Here is an 11,140-nt window from a genome sequence, read left to right on the forward strand (position 1 = left end):
CCTCCGGCGATATCGCCTCCCGACGCGAACGAGCTCGGTGCCCGTGCGCAGCACCCGAGGCTCGCTCCCCTGACTCCTGGGCGAGCCGGTCGCGTCGCCGGATCTCCTCGCATTTCCACGCCATTGAGGCCGGCCCCCTCGCCTCGGGCACGACCGCCTGCTTGAATCCGGCTCCTGCCTCCGCCGTCCAGGCCGCTGGAAGCCACCTCTCGAACGGAGCGGACATGACCCGAGCCGCACTCGTCGCAGCCCTCGTCCTCGCCCTCCCCGCTGCCGGGCGCGCGCAGCTCCCCCGCGACCGCGCCGGCCACGCCCCGGAGCCCGCCCCCGAGCGCGCCCAGGACCGGCGCGAGGTCCGCCAGGATCGCCGCGAGCTCGCGCGGGACCGGTGGGACGTCCGCTGGATGGACGAGCTCCTCTCCCGCTACGACGCCGCGCGCGCCAGGCGCGACCGGCGGGCGTTGCTCGGCGTCGAGCAGGACGTCGCGCGCACGCTCGCGCGCGCCGAGCACGAGGCGCGGCTCGAGGTGAGGGACGCGCGCGGCGAGCTCAGGCAGGGGCGGGCCGAGGCCGCGTCGGAGCGGCGGGACGACTGGCGCGACGATCGACGCGACGCGCGCGACGATCGCCACGACCTCCGCGACGACCGGCGTGACGCGCGCCGGGTGGCCAGGATCCGCGACGACTTCGCGCGGCTCCAGGGCCGGATGGAGCGCCGCGCCCTCGACCGGAAGCGCGCCATGCTCGTGGAGCTGGGCCACCTGGCGCGCGCCGAGCTGCGCGAGGACCGCCGCGAGCTCCGCGAGGATCGCGGTGAGCTCCGCGAGAACCGGCGCGACGACCTGCGGCGCTGAGTGAAGCCTTCGGGTCGGACCCGGGCGGCGCGAGGGAGCGGCCGCCCGGGTCTGCCACCGGCCGCTGTCCGCCGGACCCGGCCGGGCTCAACACCCCGCGATCTGACCGCGCTCAATCTCGGCCCCCCCGCCTTCGTGACATCCTCCCGTTCCCCGGATCGTTCGAGCCGCAACGAGCGCGAGCGGCGGCGCGGAGGTACACCATGCTGAAGTGGACGCCGGCCCTGGCCGTGGGCATCGACGAGATCGACGAGCAGCACCAGGAGCTGTTCCGGCGCGCCGAGCGGTTCGTCGCGAGCCTCGACACGGCGGATCGCCAGGAGATCGGGATCCTCCTCTCGTACCTCCGCATGTACTGCGTCACGCACTTCGGCGCGGAGGAGGCCTGGATGCGGGACGTCCGGTACGAGGGCTACGGCGAGCACAAGGCCGAGCACGATCGCTTCGTGAAGGACATCCTCCGGATGTCCGACGAGCATGAGCGGCGCGGCGGTCCGGGTCTCGAGGCGATGAAGATCGGGACCTACCTCTCGCGCTGGCTGAAGGACCACGTGACGCGGACCGACTCGGCGTTCGCGCGCTTCCTCCTGTCCCAGTCCGCCTGACGAGCGCGGCGCGCTCCGGCCGCTCCCGGCCGTGGCCGCCATCCCGGGCGACCCCGCCCTGGGCAGGAGCAGTCCCGACCGGCGGTGCTCTACTCGTGCCGTGACGTGCGGGCGCGAGGCGCCGCGCTCCGGCTCGCGTGGCGCCGGAGCGGCGCGCGGGCGCCGGGACGGTTCGCGATGACGGCGCTGCACGAGGCGCGGTTCTACGAGCGGCGGCCGGACAACGAGGTTCGCTGCACCCTCTGCCCTCACGACTGCCACGTCCGCGCCGGCGGGCGCGGCGCCTGCGGCGTCCGCTTCAACGTGCGGGGCACCCTCTACACGCTCGTCTACGACCGGGTGGTGTCGCGCGAGATCGATCCCATCGAGAAGAAGCCGCTCTTCCACTTCCTCCCCGGCTCGCGCGCGTACTCGATCGCGACCGTCGGCTGCAACCTGCGCTGCTCGTTCTGCCAGAACTGGTCGGTGTCGCAGTGGCCGAAGGACCACCTCCCGCGAACGATCGACGCGAACGGGAACCGCGAGGCGACCGAGTTCGTCTGCCCGCAGCTCGCGGCCGCGGCGCAGGCCGTGGTCGGCGAGGAGGTGACGCCCGACGAGATCGTCGAGCGCGCCGTCGCGAGCGGCTGCCGCTCGATCGCGTACACGTACACGGAGCCGACCATCTTCTACGAGCTCGCCCACGACACGGCGGTGCGCGCGCGGGCGCGGGGGCTCAAGAACGTCTTCGTGACGAACGGCTTCATCTCCGAGGCGCCGCTGCGCGAGATCGCGACGGTGCTCGACGCCGCCAACGTCGACCTCAAGTTCTTCGACCCCGAGAGCTATCGCAGGATCAGCCGCGCCCGGCTCCAGCCGATCCTCGACGCGATCCGGCTGTACCGCGCGCTCGGCGTCTGGGTGGAGGTGACCACGCTCGTCATCCCGGGCGTGAACGACTCGGACGCGGAGCTGCGCCAGATCGCGGAGTTCGTCCGCTCGGTCGGCCCCGAGGTGCCGTGGCACGTGTCGCAGTTCTACCCGGCGTACAAGATGCTCGATCGGCCGTTCACGCCGCTCGAGACCCTGGACCGGGCCGCGCGCCTCGGCCGCGCCGCCGGCCTCCGCCACGTCTACGAGGGGAACGTCCCCGGCTCGGAGGGGGAGACCACGCGCTGCCACCTCTGCAACGCGCTCCTCGTCGAGCGCTACGGGTTCCACGTGCTCCGGAACCGGATCGAGAATGGCTGCTGCCCGGCCTGCGGGACGCGGGTGGACGGCGTCGAGATGTCGCCCGCGCCGGCGTGGCGCGCGTGACGGCGGGAGGATGCCATGCGGCTCGCCGCGCGAGCGGCCGTGGGCGCCGCGGCGCTCGCCCTGGCGGGCGGCCAGTGCGGCGTCGGCGGTGAGGGCGAGCTCGCCTGCCTCGAGGCGGTCGCCCGCCTCGATGCGTGCTGCCCCGGGCTCGACGCGACCCTCTTCGCCTGCGGGGACGGCGAGGAGCACGCGTCGGGCTGCGTCGTCTCCTACACCTCGCCCGCGCTCGGCCTCGACGAGAGCCGCTGCATCTGCGCCCGCTCCTGCGCCGACCTGCGCGACGGCGGGATCTGCTCGCGGGCGAGCCGGACGGCCCCGGGCGGAGCGCACCCGCCGCCGCTCTGTCCGTGAAGCGTCCGTCAGCGGCCGCGCCGCATCGGGACGAACTGCACGGGCGCGAGGCGCTCCTCGAGCAGCCCGCCCGGCAGCTTCTTCACGACCACCAGCGTCTGGACGCCCCCCGCCGGCCCGGCGGGATAGACGATCCTCCCGCCCTCCGCGAGCTGGGCGAGGAGCGGCGGGGGGAGCCGTTCCACGGCGCAGCTCACGACGATCGCGTCGAAGGGCGCCGCCTCCGGCCAGCCCTGGAAGCCATCCCCGGCCCGGAGGTGCACGTTCGCGTAGCCGAGCTGCCGGAGCGTCTCGACGCTGCGCGCGTGCAGCTCCGGCTCGAGCTCGATCCCGTACACCTCGGCCGCCGCCCGCGAGAGCACCGCGGCCGCGTACCCCGAGCCGGAGCCGACCTCGAGCACGCGCTCGCCGCCGCGGAGCGCGAGCGCCTGCGCCATGAGCGCGACCACGTAGGGCTGGCTCACGGTCTGGCCGCGCCCGATGGGGAGCGGCTCGTCCTCGTATGCGTACGCGCGCCACTCGGGCGCGACGAACCGCTCGCGCGGCACCTCCCGCATGGCCGCGAGCACCCGCCCGTCGCGGATGCCGCGCGCCGCGAGCTGTTCCTCCACCATCCGCGCGCGCGCCGCCTCCGGGGCCGGCGCGGGACGCTCCGGGCTCGTGCACGCGCCCTCCCGGGCTCCCGCGGCGAGGAGCAGCGTGAGGACCGAGAGGAGCGCCCGGGCGGTCATGCGAGCCATCGGCGACGCAGCGCGTCCGGGAGATCACGCCACGATCCTCGCACCCCGTCGCGCGGCCTCCAGGGCTCCCCGCAGCGGGGCTCGGCCTGCCCGCTCGGCGGGTCTCACGCCGGCCGGGCGCGAGGCCCCCTCCGGCGGGGCCGCCCCGCGCGAAGGGCCGCGCCGGCCGCGGCGGAGCGCGAGAATGGGGGTGTGAGCCCCTCCTTCGTCACCCGGCTCCTGGCCCTCGCGCTCGTCCTGTTCGTCGGGATCGCCTCGGCCGTTCTCCTCTGGGACGGCATCTCCGGCCTCGCGCCCGGCAACGGCGCCGCGGCGCACGCGTGGCGCGCACGGGCGCGGCTCGTGGTGGGCGCCCTCGGGTTCGCCGCGGCGCTCTGGGTCGTCCTCGGGATGCTCACGCACGCGCACTAGGATGGACAGGTCCCTCCATCACCGGCTCGGCCGGCGCAGGTTCGTGGCGGGCGCTCTCGCCGGCGCCGCGTCGGTGGCTGCGGTGTCCGCGCTCTCGGGGGCGTCGCGCGCGACGCCAGCCGGCGCGCGGTCACACGCGCTGCCGGACGCGCCGCGCCCGCCCGCGACGAGCACCGTCGCGGTGGTGCGCCCGTCCGCGTCGCCGAGCCTGCGGGCCGCGGTGGAAGAGGCCATCCGCCTCGCCGGAGGGCTCGGGTTCATCCGTCCCGGGGACTCGGTGCTGCTGAAGCCGGCCGTGAACAGCGGGAACCCCTACCCCGCGACGACCGACCCCGAGGTCGTCCAGATCGTCGCCCGGCTCGTCCTCGAGGCGGGCGGCGCGCCGTTCGTCGCGGATCGCACCATGTTCCTGCACTCGACGCGGGCCGCGCTCGAGCGGACCGGGATCCGGGACGCCGCCCGCTCGCTCGGGATCCCCTGCATCGCGCTCGAGGACGCGGAGGTCGCCTGGGTGCGCCACCCGCTCGCCGCGCACTGGCCGGACCGGACGATCCGGATCTACCGGCCGGTGCTCGCGGCCGACCACGTCATCGGGCTCTGCACGCCGCGGACGCACGTGCGGGGCGACTTCACGATGGCGATGAAGAACGCGGTCGGGATCGTCGACGGCGCGGCCCGCGTCCGGATGCACCTCGGGCCGGGGCTGCGCGCTCGTCTCGCGGAGATCTCGCTCGTCGCCTACCCCGCGCTCGTCCTCCTCGATGCGCGGGAGGGCTTCGCGGACGGCGGGCCCGACGAGGGCGACCGCTGCCGGCCCGACGTCATCGCCGCGAGCACCGATCCGCTCGCCCTCGACGCGGTGGGCCTCGCGCTCCTGCGCATCGCGGGGACGAACGAGCGGATCCGGCGCGGCTCGATCTGGGACATTCCGATGATGCGGCGCGCGGCGGAGATCGGCGTCGGGGCCGCGTCGGGTGAGCGGATCCTCCTCGCCGGGGCGAGCGAGGCCGACGTCGCGCGGCTACGCCGGGAGCTCGGCTGACACCCGGCGCGCCCGTGGGCCGGCCGGCGTGACGCGCGGCGGGCGCGACCGGCGGCGGCGGGCCGGAGTCTTCACGGCGGCGCGCAGCGCGTCCGCGAAGGCCCGCACGCGCACCGGCGCCACGCCGTCCGCGAGCTCGCCCTCGCGCACCGCGAGGGTCGCGAGCGGCGCCTTGCCGGCGAGCTTGCGCATCTGCCCGAACGCGCGGTCGCTGCCGATGCCGCCGAGCGTGACGAAGAAGGCGAGCTTGGGCAGCCGCTCGCGCTCGAGCCACAGGAAGGTCCGCACCGGCGTGGAGACCGAGGCCATCCAGACCGGACCGCCCACGACGACGAGGTCGTAGCGCGCGGGATCGTGGCGCGGGCGCTCGATGACGTTCGTGACCCCGAGGATCGTCTCGAGCTCGCAGCGCACGAAGCCTGTCAGCCCCTGCCGATCCGCGCGGTCGCGGATCTCCTCGAGATCGGCGCCGAGCGCGCGGGCGATCGCGGCGGCGAGCCGCCTCGTGTGGCCGGATCGCGAGAAGTAGACGACCAGGACGCTGGGTCTCTGCATGGCGGGCCTCGCGCGCCTCCGCGCCCGCAGCGGGCGGGAGGAAGCGCGTCCGAGTATCCGCCTGCGATCCGCGAGGAGCGCCGGGGCTCATGGGGACGGCGGCCGCGCCTGCGGGGCTCCTCCCAACGCGGACGGGTGACGTCTCGCCGGGCGGGCGCACAGGACGCGTTCCCCTGGACCCCCGCTCGCTCGGCGCAGCAGCTCGGCGCCCCTTCCGGCTGCGCCTGAGCTCCGCGTCGCACCCGCGTCGCAGGGCTCCGCATCTGCATCGCCCGGTTGCCCGCCGGGGCGATGCCCGCCCGCGCGTCGACCTGGCGCTCGCGCGCGCGGCGCGCGGCCCCGGGCGGAGCGGCGCGCGGAAGCGCCCGGCGCGCGAAGATCCTGTCGCGGCGCTCGAAGGAGCGGCGGAGCGGAGGCGGAACCGAGATGGCGAGGACGGGCCTCGAGATCGGCCGGGTGGGAGGCATCCGCATCCGGCTGGACGTGACGCTGCTCCTCGCGCTGCCGTTCCTGGCCTGGATGTTCGCGCGCGCCGTCCCCGAGCTCGCGGCGCTCGCGGGCGTCGCGCCGGAGCGGATCCCGGGACCGCGCTGGGCCTGGGGCCTCGCGCTCGCCGCCGGCCTCTTCGTCTCGGTGCTCCTCCACGAGCTCGCGCACTGCCTCGTCCTCGTGCGCCGCGGAGGCCGGGTGCGCGCGATCACGCTCATGGTCATCGGCGGCGTGACCGAGGTGGCCGAGCCGCCTGCGGACATTCGCGCCGAGGCGGGCGTCGCCGTCGCCGGGCCGGCCGCGAGCCTCGCCCTCGCCCTCGTCGCCTTCGGCCTCTCCGCGGCGGCGCTGCGCGCCGGGGCCCCCGCGCTGGTGTTCGCGCTCGAGACCCTCGCGCGAGTCAACCTCGCGCTCGGGCTGTTCAACCTCCTTCCCGCGTTCCCGATGGACGGGGGCCGCGTCCTCCGCGCCGTGCTGGCGCGGCGGCGGAGCGTGGCCGAGGCGACGCGGATCGCCGCGAACGTGGGCAAGGCCTTCGCCGCGTTCTTCGCGGCGATCGGCTTCGCGTCCGGGAACCCGATCCTCATCCTCGTCGCGTTCTTCGTGTGGGCCGGCGCGCACGCGGAGGAGCACGACGTGCTCGTGCGCGCGCTGCTCGGCGACCTGCGGGTGAGCGAGATCATGACCCCCTCGCCGAGCGCGGTCGCGCCCGACGAGACGGTGTTCGCCGTGGGGGAGCGGATGCTGCGCGAGCGGCGGGTCGCGCTGCCGGTGATCGACGGCGGCCGCGCCGCGGGCTTCGTGCGGATCGAGGCGGTGGAGAAGCTGCCCATCGAGGAGCGCCGGCGGACGAAGGTGAGCGCGGCGATGGAGCCGGCGCGCGTCGTCGCGCCGGGCGACCGCGTCGTGGACGTGATCGCGCAGCTCGAGCCGAGGGGGAGCGATCACCTCGCCGTGGCCGACGACGGGCGGCTCGTGGGCGTGGTCTCGTCCTTCGACCTCGCGCGGGGCCTGCGCCTGCGCCAGCTCGCCTCGACCCAGCACCCCGCGCAGGGGACGCCGCCCGCAGGGTCGCGATGATCGCGGCGCCCCGCGCCGGAGCTCGGGTCGCGCCGCCGGGTCGCCGCCGACGGGCGAGCCCACTCGACCCGGGCACCGCCTCGCGGCCGCGGCGTATCCTGGGATCGTCCGGGGAACGCGCGGAACCTCGCGACGGTCCTCTCGTGAGGCCGGAGGCGCTGCGGGACGTCCCCGCTCCTGACCGTGGAGACCGGGCGCGCGCCCGGCACGCGGTCACGGCTCGCGCGCACGAGGTCATGTCCCTGGGCAAGGGGGGCCGCCTCCACAGCGGCCCCTCTCCATGCGCGCGCACGCGCCGCGGGGGTGAGCCATGAGGGCGATCCTGGTCGGCGGGAGCTACCACCCGGCGCTCACCGCGGCGATCGCGGCGGAGCTCGGGCTCACGCCCGCCGCCCGGACGCTCGAGCGCTTCCCCGACGGGGAGCTCCACGTCGCGGTGAAGGAGCCGCTCCGCGGCGCCGACGTGTACCTCGTCCAGCCCCTCGGGCCGCAGCCGGACGCGCACCTGCTGGAGCTCCTGTTCCTCGCCGACGCGTGCCGGCGCGCGGGGGCGGCGCGCGTCACCGCGGTGGTGCCCTACCTCGCCTGGGCGCGGCAGGATCGCCGCCGCGCCGACGGCGAGCCGCTGGGCGCGCGACTCGCGGCGGACCTCCTCTCCGCGCGGGCCGACCGGGTGATCGCCGTGGACGTTCACGGCGCGGCCGCGGAGGGGTTCTTCTCGGTGCCGCTCGATCACCTCACCGCGATCCCCGCGCTCGCAGCGGCGATCGCGCGCGTCGCGCCCCGGGACGCGGTGATCGTCGCGCCGGACCTCGGCGCTGCGAAGCGCGCCGAGGCCTTCGGCCGGCTCCTCGCGCTGCCCTCCGCGTGCGTGCACAAGACCCGGCTCTCGGCCCGCGAGGTCGCGGTCCGCGGCGTCTCGGGCGAGGTGGCCGGGCGGGCGCCCATCATCGTCGACGACATGATCAGCACCGGCGCGACGATAGAGGCGGCGAGCCGGACGCTCCTCGCGGCCGGCTCCAGGCCGGAGCTGGTCGTCGCCGCCACGCACGCGCTCCTCGTGCCCGGCGCGGCGGAGCGCCTCGCGGCCCTGCCCCTCGCGCGCCTCGTCGTGACCGACTCCCTCCCCGTGCCGGAGACGCCCGGGCTCGCGACCGAGGTCGTGCCGCTCGCGCCGCTCCTGGCCGAGGCGATCCGGCGGCTGCGCGAGGAGCGGCCGCTCGCGGAGCTGCTCGCGACGATCTGACGGTCAGCGCGGCGGCAGAGCGCCGGACGCCTGCGCCCGGCCGAGGTGGTGGCCGAAGAAGCGCGCCGCCTGGCGCGCCACCGCGTCGAGCGTGCCCGGCTCGGCGAACAGGTGCGACGCGCCGGGCACGATCTCGAGGGCGCCCTGGCGCAGGAACGGCAGGGCCTCGGAGTTGAGCGCCAGGCCCCCGGTGTCGCGCTTGCCGACGACGAGGAGCACCGGCGCGGCGACGCGCCGGAGCGTCGCCGGATCCACGAGGTCGGGGCGCCCGCCGCGTGAGACGACGGCCGCGACGCCCTCGGGCTCGGCCGCCGCGGCGAGGAGCGCGACCGCGGCCCCGGTGCTCGAGCCGAAGAGGCCGAGCCGGAGCGCGCGCGTGTCCGGGTGGGCGGCGGCCCAGCGCACCGCCGCGACCACCCGTCCGGCGAGGAGCTGGAGATCGAGGCGGAGCTCCTCGGTGCGCTGGTCCTCGGCGATCTCCTCCGGCGTGAGGAGATCGAAGAGCAGGGTGGCGAGCCCGGCGCGCTGGAGCGCCCGCGCCACGTGGCCGTTGCGCGGGCTCCGCCGCGACGAGCCGCTCCCGTGGACGAACGCGACGAGCCCCGCGGCCTGCCGCGGCACCGCGAGCGCCGCCTCGAGCGCGCCCGGGCCGCGCCGCGACCCGTCGAACGGGATGGCGTGGTAGCGCTCCTCCACCTCCGGCTCCGCCGCCGAGCCGGGCTCCTCCTCGCCGGCGGGAGCGTTCCACTCGCCGCCCCAGAGCTCCTCGTCCCCCGACTCCCGGCGGGCGCGCTCGACGCAGGAGAGCACCTCCGCGTCGCCGACCTGCGCGAAGCGCCGGTACCACGCGCCCACCGCGCGGAAGTCGCGCGGACGCTCGAGCGCGACGACGTCGTCGAGGTCCGGGCGCAGCTCCGCTGCGGTCTGCGCCGCGATGACCGGAGCGGCGAGCGCCACCCGCGCCGCGCCCCAGCGCCGGGCCGCGCGCGCCGCGGCCCGCGCCGTCGCGCCGGTCGCGACCCCGTCGTCGACGAGGATCACCGTCCGTCCGGCGACGTCCGGGGGCGCCCGGTCGCCGCGGTAGGCCTGCACGCGGCGCTGGAGCTCCACCGCCTCGCGCTCCGCCAGGACCGCCACCTCCTCCTCGGAGAGCCCCGTCTCGCGGACCGCGTCCCGGCTGACGTACACCGCGCCGCCCTCGGCGATCGCGCCCACCGCGTACTCGGGATCCCCCGGCGCGCCGAGCTTGCGCACGGCGAGCACGTCGAGCGGCGCGCCGAGCGCGCGCGCCACCTCGTAGGCGACCGGCACGCCGCCGCGCGTGAGCCCGAGCACCACCGGCCGCTCACCCCGGTACCCCTGGAGCTCGGCCGCGAGCAGCCGGCCCGCGTGCGACCGATCGTCGAAGATCATGGCTCCGCCTCCGGGCGCGCACCCGCCGCGACCTCGTGCGCGCCCTTCTCCGCGAGGTAAGCGACGCACCGATCGAGCGTGCGGATGCGCGGGTAGTCCGCCTCCGGCACCGGCACCCCGAGCCGCTGCTCGAGCTGGACGACGAAGCGGAGGAAGTCCATCGAGTCGATGTCGAGCTCGTCGCGGAGATCCGCGGCGGGCCGGATCTCGTCGAGGTCCACCTCGGGCGCGATCGTCCCGAGCATCGCGAGCACCGCCTCGCGCAGCGCCTCCGGCGTCATGGCGTCCCTCGCTCGCAGGCAGCGCGCGCCGCAGCAGGCTCCATGCGGGCGGGTGACGCCATCACAGGTCCTCCGGGGTCTCGAGGAGCCGCGCGAGCTCGGCGAGGAACTGCGCCCCGCGCAGCCCGTCGCTCACCCGGTGGTCGCCCGAGAGCGTGGCGGTCACCACCGGGCGCGCCTCCACCCGGCCGTCCGCGGCCCAGGGGCGCGTGAGGATCTTGCCGAACCCGACGAGCGCGACCTGCGGCGGGTAGATGACCCCGTAGACCGCCCCCGCGCCGAGGTCGCCGAGGCTCGTCACCGTGAGCGTCGCGTCCGAGAGCTCCGAGCTCCTGAGCCCGCCCTTCCGGGCGCGCGTCACGAGATCGGTGAGGGCGCGCATGAGCTCGCCGAGCGGCCGGCGATCCACGTCGTGCAGCGCGGGGGCGACGAGGCCGCCCTGCCGGAGCGAGATGGCGACGCCGAGGTGCACCGCCTCCGAGGGACGGAACGCGCCGTCGACGTGGAACCCGTTCACCTCGGGGACCGCCCGCGCGGCGCGCGCGGTGGCCTTGAGGAGCAGCACCGCCGGGAGGAGCCGGTCCGCGACGCTCCGGCGCGCGTTCTCCTCCGAGAGCCAGGCGAGCGCGCGCGAGAGGTCCAGGTCGGCGGCGAGGTAGTAGTGCGGGATCTCCCGCTTCGAGCGGGCCATCGCGGCGGCGATGGCCTGGCGAATGGGCGAGGGGCCGCGCGGCGCGGCGGCCGCCTCGACGTCGGCGAGGGTCACGGCGCCGTCGG

13 protein-coding genes are annotated in these 11,140 nt (G+C 76.5%); 8 read left to right on the forward strand and 5 right to left on the reverse strand.

All coding sequences use genetic code 11. The features are described 5' to 3' along the window. Window positions 1–224: 224 nt before the first annotated feature. From MNY62_RS07240 to MNY62_RS07255, 4 genes are all read left to right on the forward strand, one after another. Window positions 225–854 carry a hypothetical protein gene (locus MNY62_RS07240; RefSeq protein ID WP_242343444.1) on the forward strand — a complete coding sequence of 210 codons (630 nt, stop codon included), beginning with the start codon at window positions 225–227 and terminating at the stop codon, window positions 852–854. 203 nt (window positions 855–1,057) lie between these two features. Continuing rightward, entirely contained in the window at window positions 1,058–1,459 is a 402-nt protein-coding gene (locus MNY62_RS07245) for a bacteriohemerythrin (protein WP_242343445.1), read from the forward strand. 177 nt (window positions 1,460–1,636) lie between these two features. Beyond that, a complete protein-coding gene (gene amrS, locus MNY62_RS07250) occupies window positions 1,637–2,755 on the forward strand; it encodes an AmmeMemoRadiSam system radical SAM enzyme (protein ID WP_242343447.1) in 1,119 nt (372 codons plus the stop codon). A 15-nt stretch (window positions 2,756–2,770) separates the two neighbouring features. Next, a complete protein-coding gene (locus MNY62_RS07255; protein WP_242343448.1) occupies window positions 2,771–3,106 on the forward strand; it encodes a hypothetical protein in 336 nt (111 codons plus the stop codon). Between the two features lie 8 nt (window positions 3,107–3,114). Here the strand turns inward: MNY62_RS07255 and MNY62_RS07260 are convergent, their stop codons facing one another. After that, the gene (locus MNY62_RS07260) at window positions 3,115–3,720 is read right to left on the reverse strand and encodes a protein-L-isoaspartate(D-aspartate) O-methyltransferase (protein WP_242343459.1); all 606 of its coding nucleotides are present in this window, start codon (window positions 3,718–3,720) and stop codon (window positions 3,115–3,117) included. A 318-nt stretch (window positions 3,721–4,038) separates the two neighbouring features. On the opposite strand from MNY62_RS07260, the gene MNY62_RS07265 reads away from it, so the two are divergent. After that, complete coding sequence (locus MNY62_RS07265) at window positions 4,039–4,257, forward strand: hypothetical protein (RefSeq protein WP_242343449.1); 219 nt, start codon at window positions 4,039–4,041, stop codon at window positions 4,255–4,257. 1 nt (window position 4,258) lies between these two features. Then, window positions 4,259–5,299 carry a DUF362 domain-containing protein gene (locus MNY62_RS07270; protein WP_242343450.1) on the forward strand — a complete coding sequence of 347 codons (1,041 nt, stop codon included), beginning with the start codon at window positions 4,259–4,261 and terminating at the stop codon, window positions 5,297–5,299. Here MNY62_RS07270 and MNY62_RS07275 read toward each other — a convergent pair. Further along, window positions 5,279–5,854 (reverse strand): flavodoxin family protein, encoded by a 576-nt coding sequence (locus MNY62_RS07275; protein WP_242343451.1) that lies wholly within the window; start codon window positions 5,852–5,854, stop codon window positions 5,279–5,281. The two genes, MNY62_RS07270 and MNY62_RS07275, sit on opposite strands and share 21 nt — an antisense overlap. Window positions 5,855–6,280: 426 nt before the next feature. Here MNY62_RS07275 and MNY62_RS07280 point away from each other — a divergent pair, with 426 nt between their 5' ends. Together MNY62_RS07280 and MNY62_RS07285 are read left to right on the forward strand one after the other, a co-directional pair. Next, entirely contained in the window at window positions 6,281–7,423 is a 1,143-nt protein-coding gene (locus MNY62_RS07280) for a site-2 protease family protein (RefSeq protein WP_242343452.1), read from the forward strand. A 310-nt stretch (window positions 7,424–7,733) separates the two neighbouring features. After that, complete coding sequence (locus tag MNY62_RS07285; protein ID WP_242343453.1) at window positions 7,734–8,669, forward strand: ribose-phosphate diphosphokinase; 936 nt, start codon at window positions 7,734–7,736, stop codon at window positions 8,667–8,669. Window positions 8,670–8,672: 3 nt separating this feature from the next. On the opposite strand, the gene MNY62_RS07290 is transcribed toward MNY62_RS07285, so the two are convergent. From MNY62_RS07290 to MNY62_RS07300, 3 genes are all read right to left on the reverse strand, one after another. Then, complete coding sequence (locus MNY62_RS07290; RefSeq protein ID WP_242343454.1) at window positions 8,673–10,082, reverse strand: alpha/beta family hydrolase; 1,410 nt, start codon at window positions 10,080–10,082, stop codon at window positions 8,673–8,675. Further along, window positions 10,079–10,363 (reverse strand): acyl carrier protein, encoded by a 285-nt coding sequence (locus MNY62_RS07295; RefSeq protein ID WP_242343455.1) that lies wholly within the window; start codon window positions 10,361–10,363, stop codon window positions 10,079–10,081. The genes MNY62_RS07290 and MNY62_RS07295 overlap by 4 nt, the downstream gene beginning before the upstream one ends. A 61-nt stretch (window positions 10,364–10,424) precedes the next feature. Further along, a partial coding sequence (locus tag MNY62_RS07300) for a 2-oxo acid dehydrogenase subunit E2 (RefSeq protein ID WP_242343456.1) occupies window positions 10,425–11,140 on the reverse strand: 716 nt, incomplete at its 5' end.

This window comes from Anaeromyxobacter terrae (assembly GCF_022690685.1).
GTDB classification, from domain to species: domain Bacteria; phylum Myxococcota; class Myxococcia; order Myxococcales; family Anaeromyxobacteraceae; genus Anaeromyxobacter; species Anaeromyxobacter terrae.